Source organism: Marmoricola sp. URHA0025 HA25 (assembly GCF_054059435.1).
Window position 1 is genome coordinate 3,390,225 of sequence record NZ_JBSSCD010000001.1, and the last position, 19,154, is coordinate 3,409,378.

General features: G+C 65.8%; 19 protein-coding genes. 5 read left to right on the top strand and 14 right to left on the bottom strand.

Annotation, left to right across the window (positions count from 1 at the left end; translation table 11 throughout):
• Window positions 1-61: 61 nt before the first annotated feature.
• From ACVW00_RS16725 to ACVW00_RS16735, 3 genes are all read right to left on the bottom strand, one after another.
• Window positions 62-1,066, bottom strand: a complete 1,005-nt coding sequence (locus ACVW00_RS16725) for an alcohol dehydrogenase catalytic domain-containing protein (RefSeq protein WP_457112027.1) — start codon at window positions 1,064-1,066, stop codon at window positions 62-64.
• 211 nt (window positions 1,067-1,277) lie between these two features.
• Window positions 1,278-2,039: a DeoR/GlpR family DNA-binding transcription regulator gene (locus tag ACVW00_RS16730; protein WP_457112028.1), complete on the bottom strand. Its 762-nt coding sequence runs from the start codon at window positions 2,037-2,039 to the stop codon at window positions 1,278-1,280.
• Window positions 2,040-2,113: 74 nt separating this feature from the next.
• The gene (locus ACVW00_RS16735; protein ID WP_457112029.1) at window positions 2,114-2,869 is read right to left on the bottom strand and encodes a creatininase family protein; all 756 of its coding nucleotides are present in this window, start codon (window positions 2,867-2,869) and stop codon (window positions 2,114-2,116) included.
• Between the two features lie 159 nt (window positions 2,870-3,028).
• Between ACVW00_RS16735 and ACVW00_RS16740 the strand changes: the two genes are divergently transcribed.
• Window positions 3,029-3,181, top strand: a complete 153-nt coding sequence (locus ACVW00_RS16740; RefSeq protein ID WP_457112030.1) for a hypothetical protein — start codon at window positions 3,029-3,031, stop codon at window positions 3,179-3,181.
• 248 nt (window positions 3,182-3,429) lie between these two features.
• On the opposite strand, the gene ACVW00_RS16745 is transcribed toward ACVW00_RS16740, so the two are convergent.
• On the bottom strand, window positions 3,430-3,708 hold the full coding sequence (locus ACVW00_RS16745) for a DAK2 domain-containing protein (protein WP_457112031.1): 279 nt from the start codon (window positions 3,706-3,708) through the stop codon (window positions 3,430-3,432).
• A 254-nt stretch (window positions 3,709-3,962) separates the two neighbouring features.
• On the opposite strand from ACVW00_RS16745, the gene ACVW00_RS16750 reads away from it, so the two are divergent.
• The 3 genes from ACVW00_RS16750 (at window position 3,963) to ACVW00_RS16760 (ending at window position 7,755) form a co-directional block, all read left to right on the top strand.
• Window positions 3,963-4,994, top strand: coding sequence for a DUF4192 domain-containing protein (locus ACVW00_RS16750; protein ID WP_457112032.1), 1,032 nt, complete (start codon window positions 3,963-3,965; stop codon window positions 4,992-4,994).
• Between the two features lie 831 nt (window positions 4,995-5,825).
• The gene (locus tag ACVW00_RS16755) at window positions 5,826-6,824 is read left to right on the top strand and encodes an alpha/beta hydrolase (RefSeq protein ID WP_457112033.1); all 999 of its coding nucleotides are present in this window, start codon (window positions 5,826-5,828) and stop codon (window positions 6,822-6,824) included.
• A gap of 172 nt (window positions 6,825-6,996) precedes the next feature.
• Entirely contained in the window at window positions 6,997-7,755 is a 759-nt protein-coding gene (locus ACVW00_RS16760; RefSeq protein ID WP_457112034.1) for an SDR family oxidoreductase, read from the top strand.
• A 442-nt stretch (window positions 7,756-8,197) separates the two neighbouring features.
• Here the strand turns inward: ACVW00_RS16760 and ACVW00_RS16765 are convergent, their stop codons facing one another.
• From ACVW00_RS16765 to ACVW00_RS16775, 3 genes are all read right to left on the bottom strand, one after another.
• A complete protein-coding gene (locus ACVW00_RS16765; protein WP_457112035.1) occupies window positions 8,198-8,341 on the bottom strand; it encodes an acyl-CoA dehydrogenase family protein in 144 nt (47 codons plus the stop codon).
• A complete protein-coding gene (locus tag ACVW00_RS16770; RefSeq protein ID WP_457112036.1) occupies window positions 8,338-9,192 on the bottom strand; it encodes a 3-hydroxybutyryl-CoA dehydrogenase in 855 nt (284 codons plus the stop codon). The genes ACVW00_RS16765 and ACVW00_RS16770 overlap by 4 nt, the downstream gene beginning before the upstream one ends.
• A 524-nt stretch (window positions 9,193-9,716) precedes the next feature.
• Window positions 9,717-10,511 carry an alpha/beta fold hydrolase gene (locus tag ACVW00_RS16775; RefSeq protein WP_457112037.1) on the bottom strand — a complete coding sequence of 265 codons (795 nt, stop codon included), beginning with the start codon at window positions 10,509-10,511 and terminating at the stop codon, window positions 9,717-9,719.
• Between the two features lie 265 nt (window positions 10,512-10,776).
• Between ACVW00_RS16775 and ACVW00_RS16780 the strand changes: the two genes are divergently transcribed.
• The gene (locus tag ACVW00_RS16780) at window positions 10,777-12,411 is read left to right on the top strand and encodes a long-chain-fatty-acid--CoA ligase (protein ID WP_457112038.1); all 1,635 of its coding nucleotides are present in this window, start codon (window positions 10,777-10,779) and stop codon (window positions 12,409-12,411) included.
• Between the two features lie 262 nt (window positions 12,412-12,673).
• Here the strand turns inward: ACVW00_RS16780 and ACVW00_RS16785 are convergent, their stop codons facing one another.
• The 7 genes from ACVW00_RS16785 to ACVW00_RS16815 all read right to left on the bottom strand — a co-directional run bounded on the left by ACVW00_RS16785 (window position 12,674) and on the right by ACVW00_RS16815 (window position 19,045).
• Window positions 12,674-13,585, bottom strand: a complete 912-nt coding sequence (locus tag ACVW00_RS16785) for an SDR family NAD(P)-dependent oxidoreductase (RefSeq protein ID WP_457112039.1) — start codon at window positions 13,583-13,585, stop codon at window positions 12,674-12,676.
• Window positions 13,582-14,442, bottom strand: coding sequence for an ABC transporter permease (locus ACVW00_RS16790; protein WP_457112040.1), 861 nt, complete (start codon window positions 14,440-14,442; stop codon window positions 13,582-13,584). The genes ACVW00_RS16785 and ACVW00_RS16790 overlap by 4 nt, the downstream gene beginning before the upstream one ends.
• The gene (locus ACVW00_RS16795; protein ID WP_457112041.1) at window positions 14,439-15,239 is read right to left on the bottom strand and encodes an ABC transporter ATP-binding protein; all 801 of its coding nucleotides are present in this window, start codon (window positions 15,237-15,239) and stop codon (window positions 14,439-14,441) included. The genes ACVW00_RS16790 and ACVW00_RS16795 overlap by 4 nt, the downstream gene beginning before the upstream one ends.
• The gene (locus ACVW00_RS16800) at window positions 15,236-16,294 is read right to left on the bottom strand and encodes an ABC transporter substrate-binding protein (protein WP_457112042.1); all 1,059 of its coding nucleotides are present in this window, start codon (window positions 16,292-16,294) and stop codon (window positions 15,236-15,238) included. Before ACVW00_RS16800 ends, ACVW00_RS16795 begins: the two co-directional genes overlap by 4 nt.
• 302 nt (window positions 16,295-16,596) lie before the next feature.
• Complete coding sequence (locus ACVW00_RS16805) at window positions 16,597-17,151, bottom strand: nuclear transport factor 2 family protein (RefSeq protein ID WP_457112043.1); 555 nt, start codon at window positions 17,149-17,151, stop codon at window positions 16,597-16,599.
• Window positions 17,148-18,107, bottom strand: coding sequence for an LLM class F420-dependent oxidoreductase (locus ACVW00_RS16810; protein WP_457112044.1), 960 nt, complete (start codon window positions 18,105-18,107; stop codon window positions 17,148-17,150). Before ACVW00_RS16810 ends, ACVW00_RS16805 begins: the two co-directional genes overlap by 4 nt.
• 47 nt (window positions 18,108-18,154) lie before the next feature.
• Entirely contained in the window at window positions 18,155-19,045 is an 891-nt protein-coding gene (locus ACVW00_RS16815) for a TIGR03619 family F420-dependent LLM class oxidoreductase (RefSeq protein WP_457112045.1), read from the bottom strand.
• Window positions 19,046-19,154: the final 109 nt, after the last annotated feature.

Below are 19,154 nucleotides of genomic sequence, written 5' to 3' on the forward strand. Positions count from 1 at the left end.
GCAATCGGCAAGTTGAAGATCACCTCTTTCAGCAGGCCATGGGTGGGTGTGTCGACGGCGATCACGACGCCGCCCGATCCGGTCGAATTGCTACTTTGAGCCCGGACCCTGCTCGGAACGAGGCGACTGCTTCGTCGTACTGCTCGATCGGGAACTCATGGGTGATCAGCGGGGCGAGTCGATCACCCCAGACCTGGGCGATTCGCACTGCGCGGTCGAAGCTGTGCAGCACAGCCATGCTGCCGACGACCGAGACCTCGTTCCGGTAGATGTCGAAGGGCCGGACCTTGGCGATCGCGTCAACCTCGGCGACTCCGAAGCATTGGAGCATTCCGCCTGCACGAACCCGGGTCAGCGCGTCCTCGACTGCGCCGACCACGCCGGTGCAGTCGATGACGGTCTCCCAGCGCTGCTCCGGATCGAGCTCATCAGGGTGGGCAACCGGTTGGAGGCCGAGTGATGCTGCGACCGCGCGACGCATCGGGTTGGGTTCGATGACCTGGACAGGCTCCGGGCTCATGTCTGTGGCCAGCAGAGCCATGAGCAAACCCATGGTTCCAGCGCCGTAGATCAGGTAGCGATCGCCCACGCTGCGCGGGAGTCCGTCAAATCCGTGAATCGCGCACGACAGCGGTTCGATAAGGAGCGCGCCAGCATGCGAAACATCGGCCGGTAGGTCGTAGGCCGCGGTCTCCGGCACCACGACGAGCTCGGTTGCAGCGCCGTCGCGGGTGATGCCGAGTGCCTCGTACCGCAGACACAGGTTGCTACGACCGCGGCGGCACTCGGCGCACAGGTGGCAGCTGAGATTCGGGTCGACAGCCACCAGGCTCCCGATTCTGGCCTCGTCCACGCCGGCGCCCGATGCCACGACTTCCCCGTAGAACTCGTGACCTGGGACCACCGGGAAGCGGTCGTAGGGCAGGTCCCCGTCGAGCAGATGGATGTCAGTGCCGCAAATACCGGCGCCGCGAACGGCCACGATCAGTTCTCCGGGGCCGGCTGATGGCTCGGGCGCATCAAGCAGGTCGAACACTCCTGGCCGGGTGACGGCGACTGCTCGCATGAGTCGACTCTCTTCGTGCGCCGGGGCGCTGATCGATTGGGATGTTGGGACCCGATCCTTCCGCGCGGCGACCGATGTGAGCAATGCCACACACGGGCGCTCCAGTGACCGATGTGGGCGCCTGACCGTTCGATCTCAGGCGCGAACCGGGCAGCGTGGCCTCCCCTAAAGCCCGATGACGTCTCACGGCGTGCCCGTTCGGGCGACCGGTTCAGACCCGGATGACGACCGGTCCGAGGGCGTGGATGCGCGACGCTTCGGACGACGAGAGCCTTCGGTCGCTGATGATCACATCGAAGTCGGCCACTTCGGCGAAGCGGCAGAAGCTCGAGACCTTGAACTTGGGACTCACTCCGGTGAAGACGCGTCGCTTGGAGACTCGCATGGCAGTCGCCTTGACCTCGGCGACCGCCGGCTCTGGGGTGGTCAGGCCGTAGTCACGCGAGATCGCATTAGCTCCGACGTACGCCAGATCGATCACGAATCGGCTCAGCATCTCGGTAGCCCAGTGATCCACCGTGGCCAGGGTGTTGCCGCGCATCCGCCCACCGAGGAGGTACACCGTCATGTCGTCTCGCTCGGAGAGGAGAGAGGCAATCGGCAGCGACGCCGTAACCACCCGCAGTCGACGCCGTGGGAGGGCCTGGGCGATCAGTTGCGGTGTGTAGCCCTCGTCGATGAAGATCGTCTCAGCGTCCTCGACGTGCCGGACCGCCTCAAGAGCGATCCGTTCCTTCTCGTCGTGGTGCGCCGTCTCGCGCCATTCGAGACCCGATTCGTAGGCGGCAGTCTCTACCGGGTAGGCGAGCCCGTAGGAGCGCCGCACCAGCCCTTTGGCCTCCAGGGCGGAGAGGTCCCGCCGTGCCGTCTCGACCGAAACTCCAAGCCGCGTCGCCAGTTCGGTGACCGCGACATATCCCTCGCCGCGGGCAATCTCGAGGACCGTCCGTTGGCGATCACCCGCCGCTGCCATGGCCCGAAGCGTAGTCCGAGATCGCATCACGCGCTTCTAGACGCGGAGCCGCGGTGCCGCGACCGGACGCTGCCTCAGGAATCTCGCTCTAGAAAGTAGGTGGCCAACGTGCTGACCCATGCGGTCAAATGTCGCTCGCCTCGCTCGCCCGCAGCGAGCCTTGGATCGCCGAGAACCCCGTTGGGCGCAAGGCTTGCGGTGCCGTCCGCGAAGAGCCGCTCAACGGTTGCTGCATCGAAGGCGCCACAGAATCCACGTTCAGCTTCGTGCATCTGCACTAGTCCTGGATGGATGGCGAGCATGATGGATGTTTCCCATTCACCGGCATGTACTCCGCTTTCCTGCGGCGTGATTTCGTCCTGTGCAGCGACTGAGTGGAATACCTCGAGAAATGCAGCGAGGTTGGAGAAGGGGACGAGCTCGGTGTCGCCGATCATGCCGTCGACCCCAAGGGCGAGTCGGGCGAGGGGTCCGAAGTTGCCGCCATGTCCGGATAACACGAACACCCGCTTCACTCCGTGCGAGCCCAAGCTCGCCACGCACGCCGCGACCTGCTCTTGAAAGCAGCTCTCCGAGATTGAGAGCGTTCCGGGAAACGCCAGATGGTGAGTTGAGACGCCGATCGGCAAGGTCGGGCCGAGCAGCACGTGAGGCATCAACTGGGCGACCCGCCGAGCGGTCTCGGTGGCGATGAGGGTGTCCGTGGCGAGCGGGAGGTGGGCACCATGTTGCTCAATCGCGCCGACCGCGATCAACGCGGAGCGGTGCCCTTCTCTCAGCGCCTGCTCCACCTCGGGGTATGACATCTGTTGGAGAGACTGGATATCCACAATTGGCCCTCACTCACGCCCGTTGAAGGGCTGCGATGATTCGCGTTGTGCTCTTGGGGCATCGATCGAGTCCTACAACAGCCCCGAGGTACGTCTGCTGCTCGATTCCGGTCAACAGTAGTTGCACGAAGCTGCCCCAAGTCCTCGTCGATGCCATCAGTGAGCATCGACAAGATGGGCAAGGTGCTCACTGTCGAGTTCAACGACGTGGTTTCGACCAGCTCGGCCTCCGGTCGGGACACTCTGCCGAGCGGCCTTTGCCTCGGCGCCGGTGACAGGAGTCGAACCTGCGACATCCTCATTGCACGATGATCTCTGCTCGGAGACGATGGTCAGGGCACCCTGTTCTGAGCGTGAATCGGGTGGTTGGTGATGACTGTTCGGGGCGCTTTCGCGCGAACGGGGGCGCGTCACGGGCACGGACCGGTCGTCGATAGCGATGGAAACCGTCTGACCCGGTGACCCGGTTATCAAAGCGGCGACCGCTTGCAGCATTCAGTTGCGGTGGAGCAGGGGGCGACTTACTGCTTTCCCGCCTGGCGCCCGGATGTTGTCCTGCATCAGCACCCCAGCCACCCGGTATCGACCGGTGCGGCGTCCCCCGCCTGCGCGACCGAGGCTGCCTGGATCACGAGCGCGGCGGCGACGGCGCCGGGATCGAGTACTCCGCGCGCCACGTCGCCGACGTAGCTGGCACGCCCGCGCTGGGCTAGCAGGTTCGCGGTACTGCGGGCACCCCCGACCGCCGCCTGTGCCAATCGTGTCACAAACGTGTCACTCCTTCCGGCGTCCCCACGCTGCCTGAGAACTGGCCTGCACTCCTGACTCCAACGCAGCAAGGCTCGCTAGCGACGCTGCGGCGCACGCCACCCAAAGAGCGCACCGGGTCCCGCAGCGGCGGCAACAACTGACCGTGTGCTGCACCCGCGCGCTCGCCGCCACGGCGGCGCTCGGCGATGGTCGAATGCGGCGGTTGGGGCGACTGGAAGCCGGGCCGCGCTTTCGGGGGTCTGGCTCCTCGCGCGTCCGATCAAGCGGCGCGGACGTTGCGTATCCCGATATCCGCCAGGTCAGCTCGGAAAGCAGGGTCGCCATGACCGAGGCCATCAAGATCCGTTCCCACGAGGAGCTGATCGCCGCGATCCCCCACGCCCTTGGCTTCAAGCCGGTGAAGTCGATGGTGTGCGTCCCGTTCGGCAGGGGCCCGATTGCGCGAGTCGACCTGCCAGACGTTGGGGACGAGCTGGAGCCGTGGCTCAAAACGCTCACCGACGTCTACCTTCACTCCCACCGGCCCGAGCGCATCGCCCTGGTCGCCTTTGGCGACGACAGCCCACAGGTGGTCAAGACGCTCAACGCCCTAAGTGATGCTCTGTCGACCGGTCCAGACGTCGGGCCTGTCCTGTGGGTACGCGATGAGGAGTGGACCGAACTCCTCACAGGTGCCCGCGGGACTCTCTCACCCAGCGCCGGAGCTCGAATCGACGCGGAGTACGCCGTCCGGGGCCGAGTAATGCCCGTCGGGTCTCGGGCGGAGTTCGCCGCCGCCATGGTCGGCGAACCCGGCCCTGTCGCAGCGCATCTTGCCCACAGTTGGGAGCGGTTCCGCGGGCTCGACGAGGCCGCCCTCGATGCGGAGGTCAGCTGGGTCGGCACAGCCATCGCGAAGTTCCTAAAGGACCGGCGCTACCTCAGCGATCTCGACGCCGCCCGAGCCCTCGTTGCGATCAGCGACCCGGGAATCCGTGACGCGTCGGCGCTGGCAATAGGTCGAGTGGACGCCCCGGTTCTCGCTGAACTGTGGCAGGACCTCACCCGGCGAGCCCCCGCAGAAGTGCGCGACGGTCCGACGGCCCTGCTGGCGCTGAGTTCGTGGCTCGACGGCCACGGCGCAAAGGCATGGACCGCGCTGGATCAGTTGACCGAACCGAACCGACTGAGCGCTCTTGTGGAGACCGCCCTTCGCCAGGCACTCGACCCCGCAGCCTGGGATAGGGCCGTGCCGGCGGCAACCCGAGCTGTGATGCAGAACGTGGCGCTACATGAGTCCCCGAGCCCAGACACAGGCCGACGGCACGACCCAGGCAACAACCCCGACCCGCCCGGCTCAGCCGCTCGGCGCTGACGAGATCGACGAGTCCCTTCCCAGCGACGTTGTCACCGTTCCTCCACCCGCCAACGTCACACGCGCGCGTTGCAACCCGGAACCGGTTTTCGCGCATACGAGCCGTATCGAGTCAGCCCGCCGCTACCGCCTTGAGAGGGCAGGGCCTGTCCGCCGCATTTGCGCAGGTCAGCGCTTGTACGCAGCCCTGCGGTGTCGTGACTCTGGCACAGATAGGGCACGCGTAACCGTCCCCGCGTCGCTCCTACGTCAGCGTCGCTCGTACGTCAGCGTCGCTCGTACGTCAGCATGTTCGGTGTCGATCCAACGCGAGCGCGGCAACTGGCCGTGGCATAAGTCCAAGGTGTGAGTCCAATGGATTCGAACCCCATGCCTTCTCATTGCGCGCTTCGAGGCTTGCCTTGGGTCGGGACTCGTAGCTTGGCCGCAGTCGATAGCCCGGGACCACTTGTGAACGAGGCTCGGTCCAACCGGACCTTCGCAATCGCTTGAAGCCATAAAGTGATGACACTATGGGAAGCCCGCGAACACTCGATCAAGCACGCGCGTTACTGGACCGCGCGCGAACGAATTGGGGCCAGATGCTCCCCACGCAACCGCGTCGCCGCGTTAAGTGCTCAAGGCTGAGATGGCTTGCACGTCATGTTCCAGTTGCCGACGCGGCGCCAATTCAAGGCCCAGTTAGCCCTTGTTATTGTTGACACTTCAGTATGTCGCGCATCACACTTGGGACGACCGCACAGCCGCCCTTGACCTCGAACCCGCCGATGACGAACCGCCCGCGTGAGGCGGATCGAGCCTCTTCGGCCAGCACACAGGAGCAAAGCCTCAATGACAGCAACGGATGTGGATCGCAAGAAGTCCCTAGGTCTGGACCTCACCGAAATGACCTTCCAAGTCAGTTGCGCCGAGGGCGAGGCAGCCGACATCGAGGTGTACGCGCAACTGTGCGTTCCAACCGACCGAGACGTACGCACCATCCAGGTCCTGCTCCACGGCGCGACGTACAGCAGCACGTACTGGGACTTTCCGTACCAGCCCGAGAGGTACTCCTACGTCGAGTTCATGGCAGCGCAGGGCTACGCCACCTTGGCACTCGATCGGATCGGCTGTGGGCGCAGCACCCACCCCCACAGCAGTCGGGTCGACCTCGACTCGAATGCGTACATCGTCCACCAGATCGTTGGTGCACTTCGTAAGGGCGCCTTCACGCAGGCGTTCGACCGAGTGGTCCTCGTCGGTCACTCGTACGGCACTGTGGTCGCCTCGCGCGAGGCGGCGGTCTATCACGACGTCGACGCCCTGATCCTCTCGTCGGTCCTCCATCAGATCAGCGCCACCGGCGCGGCAATGCTGGGCGAGCATGTTGCCGGCTATTACGCGTCACAGGAGCCCAAGTTTGCGGACCTTGATGAGGGATATCGAACTTTGGCTCCCGGGGTGGATCTCCGTACGCAACTCCTCTTCCAGCGCGACAACGTGGACCCGAAGGTCGTTGAGCTCGACGAGACCCTCAAGGAAACCGTCACCATTGGCGAGATGGAGCATCTTGGCCGGTGGATGACCGACGGCACGTGCAACGAGCTCGACGTTCCTACCTTCCTGGCCGTCGGCGACGGGGACATCCAATGGTGTGCGCCCGACGCTGTGGACTGCTCGAGCAGTGCATCAGTCCGAGCCGCCGAGGCCGCCTTCTACAGTCCCGCTTCCGAGCTCGAGGTGTTCGTCTTGCCGAACGCAAACCACGACCTGAACTTGCACCTGACCGCTCAGGACTGGTTCGGTGCGGCGTGCGGATGGCTCGCTGCACGCGCGAAGGCGTGGTCTTGAGTAGCACCCGTGACGGAGCGCCAAGCGTGCGCGGGGTTGCGCTCTGACCCGCACTGGTGTCGACCTGTGCGCTCAGGTCGGGGCAAGAGACCAACGAGCCTGGTGGATTTGTACTGTCGGCACACGGCTGCCCGTATGACGGGCATGTAGTCAACGAGAGGTATCAGATCCAGTGACTCAACGGCTAGCGGGCAAGAAGGCGTTCGTCACGGGAGCTGCCCAAGGAATCGGGCGCGCGTGCGCCGAAGCGTTCGCTCGTGAGGGAGCCGAGGTCGTCGCCACCGACGTCGACCAGACGACGCTAGCCACACTCGAGGGCTTCCCGGGGATCGGGACCGCTGCTCTGGACGTCGGGGACCCGGTCGCGATCATCAGGTTGGCGCAGGAGGTCGGCCCTGTCGACGTCATCATGAATGTCGCAGCCATCGTCCACGAGGGGTCGATCCTCGACTGCACGGACGACGATTGGGACGGATCGTTCGCGGTCAACGCGAAGTCTGTTCACCGAGTGATGCGCGCGTTCCTACCGGGCTTGATCGAGGGCGGCGGAGGCTCGATCATCAACGTTGTTTCGACTCACGGGATGACGCGGGGCGGGCCTGGCAGGTACGCCTACGCCGCGACGAAGGGCGCTGTCGCGTCCCTCACCCGCGCGACCGCCCTGGATCTCATTCGCATGAACGTCCGCTGCAACTGCATCGCCCCTGGCCCAGTCCTGTCTCCGTCGTTTCTACGTCGGTTCGAGACGCCGGCCGATGGCACAGACGTTCAGGCCAGCACACCGACGCTCCAGCAGGTCGCCGACATGCACCCGCTTGGCCGCATCGGCACTCCGGCGGAGGTGGCCCCATACGCGGTCTTCCTCGCCAGCGACGAGAGTTCCTACGTCACCGGCACCACGCAACTCATTGACGGTGGATGGTCCCTCTGACTGGGGTGGTTCCCTCGTCAATCGTCCACCGCAGCTCGCGCATCGCAGCCATGTCGCGCAGCGTCGACCCGGATCGTTCATCCAGGGGCCGTGGTGCCTTCTGCCGACCAACCTGATCGCCCAGGCGATGCGGCACCCGCCGCTGCGAGCCGGCCAGGACCCGGCATCGAACGCCACTCTCGCCAAATCCGTCAACATGGCTCGTCGGGACTACAGGCGTTGCGCAGCCTCGCGTCACACCTTGCCGAATCAACGTCCTCAGCGCTGCGCTCGGCCGCGGGAACGCATGAGGTGCCCGACATGGGCCCATCCCTCGAGAGCAATCGCGAATACCGATGGCAGGTGGATGAGCCCGATGTTGGATTTCTCGGTACGCAAGTCGTACATGGTGACCCGTGACGCTAGATGTCCGACTGCACGCCGGCGAGGAGCTGGCGGGCCATCACGATGCGCTGGACCTGGTTGGTGCCTCGTCGACGGCCGCCGCGTATGGCGGGATCTTCTCCTCCGCCAGCTCACGGACCACCTTGCGGATGGTGCGGTGCTCCTCCGACGGTGCGCGCAGTGCGACTTCCGAGGTCGTCATCGCACGTCGTAGGTGTAGAAGCCGCGCCCGGCCTTGCGGCCCAGAAGGCCGGCCTCGACCATCCGCTGCAGCAGCGGCGGGGCGGCGTACAGCGGCTCCTTGAACTCCTCGTACAGAGACTCGGCGACCGCCTTGGTGGTGTCCAGGCCGATCAGGTCGGCCAAGGCCAGCGGGCCCTGAGGGTGCGCGGCACCGAGGACCAGGCCTCGGTCGATGTCCTCGGCGGAGGCGAAGCCGGACTCATACATCCGGATCGCGCTGAGGATGAACGGCACCAGCAGCGCGTTGACGACAAAGCCGGCGCGGTCCTGGCAGTCGATGGCCTGCTTGCCCAGCTCGTCCTGAACCCAAGCACGGGCGCGGGCAATGGTGTCTTCGGAGGTGATCAGCGAAGGGACCAGCTCGACCAGTTGGAGAACCGGCACTGGGTTGAAGAAGTGGATCCCCACGACCTGCTGTGGGCGGGAGGTGACCACGCCGAGCTTCATGATCGGGATCGAGGAGGTGTTTGAGGCCAGGATCGCGTCTGGGGAGCTGACGATGCCGTCGAGCTTCTTGAACACCTCGACCTTCGCGGCTTCGTCCTCGACGATCGCCTCGACGACGACGTCCCGGTCCCAGAGCGCGTCGAGGTCGGTGACGATCTGGATCCGTGCCAGTACATCGGCGGCCGGCTCCTGGAGCTTGCCGCGCTGCTCCGCGCGGTCGAGTGACGCCTCGAGCTGACGCTGGGCCTCCTTTGCGGCGTCCGGCCCGGCCTCGGCCACGACCACGTCGAGACCGGACTTCGCGGACACCTCGGCTATGCCCGAACCCATCAGACCCCCGCCGACAATCCCGACTGCTTTCAAGATTCCTCCTCGCGCCAGCAGATCGTCTTCGCTCACCTAGTGTTGACACTATCAGGCCGTCAATGTAGTCGATGTAGTACTTCCCACCCGTCATTCACGCTCAGCCTGTTGACAGTCATGTACAAATCCCGTGCCGGCTCTGCGAGGCCGTCACGAGGCGGTCGCTCACTCGGCGCACTACCTGACCAGCGTCTCGAACAGCGTCGTCGTCTCGACCACACAGGCCAGCGTGGAGTCGTACGTCCTGGTCGAGCAGCGGCAAGCCGGAACCGAGCGGCGCGGGGTCAGAGCGGACTTCGGCGGCCGTGCGATACGTCGACCGGATCTAACGCCGCGAAGCCGACTAGCTGATCGCCTCCAGAGTCCCCGAGTACTGAGACATGGTCACCATGATCGGGACGACCTTCCCACTGCCCGACGACATCGTGCAGCAATGGCGCGACAGGTCCAACCCGATCACGGCCCAGCAGTTCGCGCAGGGCATTACGCGCCCCTGGAAAGAGGGGCCGCGGACCTGTCGGCCCTCAGAGAGCCCCTTCTGCGGCGTCGGCGAGCGAGTACGGGAGCAGCGGGCCGATCGGCTCGGTCGTCGTCGCCTCGACCAGCAGCCTGGCCAGTTCGCGGGGTCGACTGAGGAACGGCGAGTGCGCGGAGTCGATCTCCAGGGGCACGACACCGAGACGACGGGCCTGAGACTGCGCGAGCTCAGGGAAGCAGATCGGGTCCTGCCGACCCATGATGAAGCTCCGCGGGATTTCGGACTGCCAGAAGTTCGGGACGTGCACGGGCACCGAAAGCGGGGCAAGGGGCTCCGGCACCAGTCGCTGATAGGCCCAGTCCGCCAGCTCGTCTGTGCAGTCGCTGTAGAAGGACGTCACCGCGCCCGTCCGCGAGAAGTAGAACGCGGACCCGTCTTCGGTGAGGCTCATGTGGGTGTCGAGGGTGGCCGTGTCGTCGGACGGACGGCCGTCGGTCGCGCCGCCGAGGTTGCTTGAGGTCGTCTCGTAAGGGAGGGGCTTGCCGTCCACCGGGAGGATGCCGGCCAACAGGCACAAGTGCCCAATGTCGTCCGGACGCTCGTTGGCAGCGAGAACCGCGACCACCGCGCCCGACGAGTGCCCCAGCACGAGGTCACCTGGGACCAGAACGTCCAGAACTGCATCCCGATATCCCTCAAGTGTCGCCATTTCATCCCTACGCGACCCATGGCCGGGCAGGTCAGGCGCGATGAGCTCGTGACCCAGCGCCTCCAGTTCCGGACGGAGGAGATCCCAGCACCACGCGCCGTGGCAACCTCCGTGAACAGCCAAAACGCGCATTTGAAGTCCCTTTCCGTCGCCGCTGCGCGCCTCGGTGTGACGCGCGTCTCGTCGCCCAGTACAACCGACGCGAGACGTGGCACGCAAGGCCAACTGGAGAAATAATGTCAGCACTTGGGACATCAGGGCCTTGGCAAGGCAGCATGAGGGCCAAAATCGCTCGAAGTGTCGACACCTTCTTGAACATCCGACAGGCTTCTAATAGCGTGATCTACGTCTCCGGTGACCAACCTCGAGCAAAGTGTCGACAAAGGACAGGATCATCATGACCGCGATGCGCACCACGATGTCCGACAGGCCACTCAGCATCGTCACGATTTTGGAACGAGCCGAGCGGCACCACGGGCACAAGACAATCGCCTCGGTTGAATCAGTCGGGTCCCTGGTGCGACGCACCTACGCCGACTGGGGAGCGCGGGTTCGACGTGTCGTGTCCATTCTCGACCAGTTGGGCATCAGCGAGAACGGAGTGGTGGCGACGTACGCGCCCAATACGCTGCGGCACCTCGAGGTCTACTATGCCGCGCCGTGCTCGGGTCGTGTGATGCACGCGCTCAACACGAGGCTGTCGGCAACAGAGATCGCGTACATCATGAACCACGCTGGCGACGAGGTCGTGTTCGTGGATTCCCACCTCGTCGAGAAGCTGCTGCCAGCGCTGAGCACTGCCACGAACCTCCGACACCTTGTCGTCCTCGGTGACGTCGAGTCCGTCGCGACTGACGTCCACGTCGAGGGTGTCGAGGTCCACCGCTACGAGGATCTGCTGAGCGCAGCCTCGCCCGGCGAACTGCGAGCGCTCGAGGAGCGCTCCCCAGCCGCCGTGGCCTACACGAGCGGGACAACGGGGAACCCGAAGGCCGTCGTGTACAACCACCGTTCGGTTTACCTTCAGGCGATGTCCACCATGACGCGCGACTCGCTCGGTGTGGCCGAGGAGGACGTAGTTCTGCCGATCGTCCCCATGTTCCACGCCAACACGTGGGGGCTGGCGCACGCCTCGGTCGCTGCAGGGTCCCGACTCGTCCTCCCGGGCGCCGACCTCTCGGGCGCCGCGCTGGCGGACTTGATCGTCGAGGAGCGCGTGAGTGTTTCTGCTGCGGTCCCCACAGTGTGGACGTCGGTGCTTCCACACCTTGCGGGCCGCGATGCCTCCTCGCTCCGTGTAATCGTGACCGGAGGAGCACCTGTGCCCGTGGCGCTGAGCGAGGCGTATCGCGAACAGACAGGCACTCCCCTGCTCAACGGATGGGCGATGACCGAGACCTCGGCGACGGGGGCCTGGGGCCGGCTCCTCGGCGAGGAGCGGGACCTGCCGGCGCCCGTCCAGGCCGAACTGCGCGCGACCGCCGCGCACATGGCGTTCGGGATCGAAGCGCGGATCGTGAACGACGAGGGGGAACCGCTGCCGTGGGACGGGGTGGCCTCCGGCGAGTTGCAGGTCCGCGGTCCCTGGGTCACCGTCTCCTACTACGACGATCCCCGGTCCGACGCCTCCTTCTCAGCGGACGGTTGGCTGCGCACCGGTGACGTCGCCACGATCGACCAGTGCGCCCGGGTGCGCCTCATGGACCGCGCGAAGGACCTGATCAAGTCCGGCGGCGAGTGGATCAGCTCGGCGGAGATCGAGTCTGCGCTGCTCAAGCATCCAGACGTCGCGGAGGCAGCGGTCATCGCAGTCACATCGACCTGCTGGTCGGAGCGACCGCTCGCCTGCGTGGTGCGAAAAGAGACGGCTGCGGCTACCGCCGAGGAGCTGCTCGAGTTCGTGAGCCACACGTTGCCGAGATGGAAGGTGCCCGACCAAATCGCGTTCCTGGAGAGCATCCCGCGAACCAGCGTCGGCAAGTACTCGAAGGTCGACCTCAGGGCCCAGTTCGCGGACGTCGTTCTTCCATAGCCGCTCGTCGCAGCCCGCACTCGGCCGTACGCCGTTCCGCGCCCCGGTCGGCTCAGACAACACGGCTCGTTGGTGCAGTGTGACGACGGTCGCGACGGCGAACGGCTGACGACCGTCCGATTGCGCGCGGTGGTGTCCGAGGGCCGACCAGGTCCGCCGCGGATTGGGACACGCGTGCGCGGGAGGCCGCGTAAACAGGACCGGGTTGCCACTTTGTCGGCACCGTCGCGACGGTCGACTACCGCGCTGCGGTGACCAGGCCTCAGGAGAACGGCTTGAGCGACAGACCCCCGTCGACCACCAGGTCGGCGCCGGTGATGTACCGGGCCTCGTCACTAGCCAGGAACACGACCGCAGACGCGACGTCCCATCCCTCGCCACCTAGCTGGATCGGGACCTGGGCGGCGCGTTGCTTCCACAGCACGTCCAGCTCGACGTCGCCGTAGAAGTCCTTGGCTGCGGCCGCTACGAGCGGCGTGTTCATCGCTCCCGGCAGCACCGCGTTCACCCTGATCCCCTGGCCGGCGAACTCGATCGCCGTCGTCCGCGAAAGGTGGAGCAACGCCGCCTTGGACGCGTAGTAGCTCGCGTACGGGAGGCCGAGGTGTCGGATCCCGGCGATCGAGGCGATGTTCACGATCGCGCCGTTCCCCTGCCGAATCATGTGCGGAATGACTGCCTTCATGGACAGGAATGCCGACTTGACGTTGACGTTCATGACCTGGTCCCACGCCTCCTCGGTCACGTCGAGAAGCCCGGCCGACTCGGCGATGCCGACGTTGTTGTCGAGGATGTCGATGCGGCCGAACCGGTCGAGGGACGCCGCGACCGCCCGAGCGATGTCGTCGGCGTTGGTGGCGTCCGCTTCGAGCGCGAGCGCGCGGCCGGCCTCGCTGGCGATGATGGACGCCGTCTCCTCAGCGGCGTCGAGGTTCCGATCCACGCAAACGACGGCCGCTCCGGCCCGGGCCAGCGCAACGGCACTCGCCTTCCCGTTGCCCCAGCCGACACCGCTGGACCCCGCGCCGATCACAAGAGCGACCTTGCCGGCCAGGCGGTCGGACCGTGCAGGCCCAACCGAGTACGTCGATACGGTCGACTCATCTGTGATGTCCTGCGACGCGGCCGGCACCCTCGTGGTCGCCCTCGGTCCGCAGCCGTTGTCGGCGGTCACGCACTTGCCCCGTCCGACCACCAGTGCAGCACACGCCGGCGCGTCAGCTCCGCCACGGCGACGAGCGCGAGACCGAGGACACTCAAGATGACCACGACGGCGAAGGTAAGCGACGACTGGATCGTCGTGACCGAGTCGAGCAGCAGCCGCCCCATGCCTTTGGTTCCGGTCAGCAACTCGGCGGTGACCACGGCTACCAAGCCGAAGCTCACGGCGTTCGGAAGGCTGGCGATCGTCCACGCCATCGTGTACGGGCGCCGGATCTGCCACATCGTCGTCAGCGGCTTCGCGCCGAGGATCCGGGCGTTCTCGAGGATCTCGGGTCGCACGGATCGACCGCCCTCGTAGGCGTTGAAGAAGACGACGAAGAAAACGATCGTGACCGCAGTGAACGTCGTGGCCGTCTGGGTGGGTCCGAAAATGATGACGATGATCGGGATCAGAGCAATGCGCGGCACCGCGTTGAGGGCGAGGATGAACGGTCGGAGGACCTCGCTCAGCCTCTCGTAGTTGCTCGTGAACAGACCGCCCGCAGCGCCCAGAACGGTTCCGAGAGCCGTGCCGATCAGCGTCGAGGTCGCCGTGGACAGGGCCGGGGACCACATCGAGACGTACCCGTCGCTCCCGCGCATCAGCGACACCAAGGTCCGCACGGTGTCCTTGGGCGAGCTGATGAAGTACGGGTCGAGGAACGCGACGTGCGACCGCACGAAGCCGATCGACGGCAGCCACTGCCACAGGGCGAGGAAGACGGCGAGGATCGCCACCTGGATCGAGAGAACCCGCATCCGCCGCGACCGCGGCCGGCATCGAGGCGGGGTAGCGACCGGGGACCCCTGCTCCGCCAGATCGGTCATGCGCTCTTCTCCTGTCGTGCGATCTGCTCGCTGAGGTCGTGCCACAGCCTGCTGTAGAAGCCCAGGAACTCCTGACTTTCGCGCAACTCCAGAACCCGTCGAGCACGCGGAAACGGGACCACGTGAGTGTGCGCCACGTGGCCGGGGCCCTTCGACAAGATCACAACCCGGTCGCACAGCGACGCGGCCTCGGCGAGGTCGTGCGTCACCAGGACGACGGTGGTGTCGAGCGTCTTGAGGATGTCGAGGACGTCTTGGTGGATGCCGATCCGGGTGGGTTCGTCCAGGGCCGAGAACGGCTCGTCCAGCAGCAGCAGACGAGGACGCGCCGCCAGAGCGCTCACGAAAGCCAGGCGTCGGCGCATCCCACCCGAGAGCTGGTAGGGGTACTTCGACCGGACATGGTCAAGGCCCACCAGCTCGAGCAGCCGGTTCACGTGTGCGTCGTCGCGCGCGGCCCGACGGTTCAGCCGACGATAGAGGTGAGCGTTCTCCTCGACCGTGAGCCACGGCAGCAGCGTGTCCTTCTGGAACATCATGGCGAGGGGATGCCGACCCTTGACGTCGAGAGAGTGCCAGACGAGTGAGCCGGACGAGGGCTTGCGACCGCCCGCGAGGATCGTGAGGAGCGAAGACTTGCCGCACCCGCTCGGCCCAGTGATCCCCAGTACCTCGCCCTGGTGGACGTCGAGGGCCAGCCCGCGCAGTGCCTCCGTGCCGTTGGGGTACGACAGCCCTACGTCAGCCAGGTCGGCGAGCGGGGCCATAGTCGTCCCCGGAGCCGCGGTGTCGATCACTGTGCTCCCTGTGCTTTCTCGAAGTAGGACATGTCGATCAGGTTGGCGTAGCTGATGGAGTCCGGGATCGTGCTGCCCTTCAACACCCCGCCGTCCTTGAACTGGTCCAGGGCTACCTTCCAGTCGTCCTCGGTGATGTTCCCGTCGTTGGGCAGGATGAAGTTCACGTCATAGCTGAGGTTCTTGGCCAGCACGTCGACCGGGGTGGCGTGATACACCGACGTCTTGCTGATCGTCGCAGCCGTGACGCTCGGCTCCTGAGACTTCATGTCGGCGCTCGCCCGCTCGAGCGCGGCGATGACCTTGACAACGTCGTCGGCCTTCTTGTCGATCTTGTCCGAGAGCCCGAACAGCACACCTTCGGGGTACTTCACGCTGCCAAGGACCTTGGCCATGTCGGGATCACCGGCCTGGAGGATCACGTGGGCGTCGCTGGACGCGATCACATCGGCGTACAGACTCGCGGTGCCGAGTCCGGCGTCGACCTGGCCGGACTTCACGGCGGCGACCAGAGCGACGGGCGTGGTGAAAGGCACGATGTCCGCACCGAGATGGAGACGCTTGTTGTAGATGTGCGCGTAGGCGTCGCTGGTGGTCCCGGTGCCGGGCGTACCGAGCTTCTTCCCCTTGAGATCCGTAACGCCATGGATGTCGTTCCTGCCCACGATCGCGGCTGCACTGAAACCACCGAGCATGGACAGGACCACCTTGGCGGGCTTCTGCTGCCCAAGGGCTAGCGCGGCCGCCACACCACTGAAGGCGAGGTCGGCCTGTCCGCTCGCGAGCATGGGCACGGCGTTCGCCCCGGCGTTGTCGATCAGCTTGACGTTGACGCCCTCGTCCTTGAAGTAGCCGCGCTCCTGGGCGACGTAGACAGTGGAGAAGGAGGTCGCGCCGGCGGCGACAGCGATCGTGATCGGCCTTTTGCCCTGAGTCCCGGACGCCGATCCGCTGCCACCACAGGCAGACAGGGACGTGATCAGCGCGGCGATGACCAGCGCGAGGGTCAGGCTTCGCGACCTGACGGACGACCTGGAATGAACGCGTCCAAACATCCGGACCTCCTTGACGCGGGGGCCTCACGCCCCCGAGGTGACTACCCTCACATTTGTGCGGAGCGAATGTCAACACTTTGGCGAATAGGCGTCGCCCAAATTCTCGAAGCGCCATCGAGCTCAACCGCCTTTACATCGGCGACCGGCTCACAAGCCTAGGTATGTGTCAACACTCATGGGAGCCAGCGTGCTCGTTGCGACCGCCGCGAGGGCGTCGCCTGCCGCGGGCACGATCAATGAGGGGGACCGCACTGAGTGCGGTCCCCCTCATCGTTTGTTGCTCGTTCTCGACGTCGTCGGCCTCAGCGGGACAGGCCCATCTCTGCCTCCTGCAAGTCGATCGGGTCGCGGCCATCCCGCCGCTGCTCCAGGCACCCTTCGGGCAGCTGCAGGACGCTCGAGTCACCGACGGCTCGGATGTCCCCATAGACCAGAGTGCGGTTCGCGATGCGCCACGCCCCATCGCGACACTCGAACCGGTCGACGTAGCGGGCAATGGCGTGGAGGCGCTTCATGGCCGTGGTCACGCCGTCGTCGTTGACCACCGGTTCGGTCTGGAAGACCTGCACGTAGGTCTCCACACTCGCGAGCGTCGGCGTCGCGAACGTGATCGCCACGTTCGTCACCACGTGGGCGGCGTGCGTCAGGCCGGCGTGCCTCTCGCTCAGGGCGGGGATGAGCCCGGCGGCGGCATTGCCGACGAACCACCCGTGGTGGTCAATGGCATCGGGGTGGAACGCGCTCGCTGCCAGGTCCCAGTCGGTGCGGTCGACGCCTCGGCAGAACCTGAGGAGGCAGTCGTGGATGCGCGTGCGCGCCTCCAGCTCGTCGATGAAGGAGTCGAACACGTCGGTCACGCGATGTGCGGGCGAACGTCCTCGGCGAACCGCTGCATGTTCTCCAGCGTCTCGTTGAGGGTGTCGGCTTGGAAATGCATCGTCAGCCCGGTCAAGCCACGCTCGCGGTACGCGCAGATGTCCTCGATGACCTGCCCGGCCTCCCCGTAGAACGGGATCCGGGCGCCCGAGTCGTTGCGGCTGAAGTTACCGGGCCACAGCATCACGTCCACGTCGTCCGGATCGCGTCCCTCCTTTTCACACATCGCGTGCAGATCCTCCACGGCGCTCGAGAAGCCGTCGGGGGTGTCCATCGGGCGCGTCGAGCTCGTCGAGGCCGGAGACCAAGCGTCGGCGAAACGCGCGACCCGGCGAAGTGCCGCATCGCTCTCGCCCCCGATCCAGATGGGGATGCGGCGGTTGACGGGCTTCGGCTCGAACACGATGTCGTCGAACTCGACCAGGTCCCCGTGGTAGGAGGGGTAGTCATCCGCGAACAACGACCGGAACGCCGCGAGGTACTCGTCGAGCAGCTTCCCGCGCACCTTGAATGACTCGTTCTGGAGCGCGATGTACTCCTCCTCGAGCCAGCCCGGTCCGACGCCGGCGGTCACCCGGCCTCCTGACAGCACGTCGATGGTCGCCAACATCTTCGCTGCCAGGACCGGTGGCCGGTACGGCAGCACCAGCACCATCGTCGTCAGGCCGATGCGCTTCGTGCAGCCGGCGAGGAAAGCCATCGAGGTCAGCAACTCGAGGGAGTTGGCGATGACGACGCCGTCCTTCTTCAGCCAGTGCGCGCCGACCTTGCCGCTGTCCGTGTACGGGTACTTGGTCTCCACCGTGACGGGGTGGACCACGCGGTCGTTCGGTGCGATGTAGTCGTATCCGAGCGACTCCGCCGTCTGGGCCACCGTCTCGACGGACTCCTGCGACGCCATCGGCGACTTGAGCAGCAGTGCAACGCCAACCTTCATCGAGCTTCAGCTCCCTTGCGACTCTTGAACCGGTTGAAGTGTCTGGGCTAGCCGCGCAGGCGCGCCGCGACGTTGGCCCACTCGTCGAGGGCGCGGAGCACCTCGTCGGGCGGAAGCGGCGGGCCGCCAAAGAGAAAGCGGTCGACGCCCATGTCGCGGTACTGCTCGAGCGTGCCGACGTCAACCCGCACGTCGAGGACGTTGGTGACGAACGGCCGACCCACCTCCTGGCTCTTCTCGGCGAGGAAGCGGATCCCCTTCGCGATGTCGTCCATCGTAGGCTTGGGACCGCGCCCCTTGACCGAGATCCAGCCGTCGGCGACCTCGACGATCCGGTCCAGCGTCTTGGGTCCGTGGCCGCCGAGCAGAACGGGCGGATGCGGCGTCGTGGCGGGTTTCGGAAAACTTCGCACGGGGTCGAAGTCGACCAGCTTCCCGTGGAACTCCGCCTCGTCGGCTGTCCAGATCGCCCGCGCGGCCTCAATTGTCTCGCGCATCGCGAGCCAGCGGTCCTTGCCCTGGACCCCGTGGTTGCGCAGCTCCTCGGCGTTCCAGCCGGCGGCGACTCCGATCACCAGGCGGTCCGGGCCAATCACCGCCTCCATGGACGCGACCGCCTTGGCGAAGCTGATCGCGTGGCGCTCGGCCGCGAGGGCCACACCTGTCCCGACCACGAGCCCCGGGGAAGCGGTGGCCGCGGCGGTGAGGGCGACGAAGGGGTCGAGCGCGTTCTCGTACCAGTCCGGCATCCACATCGGGTCGTCGGTGGGCGCCTGGTCCGTGTGCTGGAGGCCACCCCAGGGCGTCTCTCGCCGCACTGGGATGTGGCTGTGCTCGGGCACGTAGAGCGCCTCGAGCCCTCGATCCATGATCTCGCGGCCCAGCTGGACGGGGCCCAGGGTGTAGTCGGTGGTGTACGAGACGACGCCGAACTTCATACACCGACCCTAGTGATCGTGGCTGCAATATGTCAACACTATGTCCTGTCTTCATTGGAGATCGAGCGCTCGCCTTCCGCACTGACTCGCGATCAGAGGTAAAACCTGT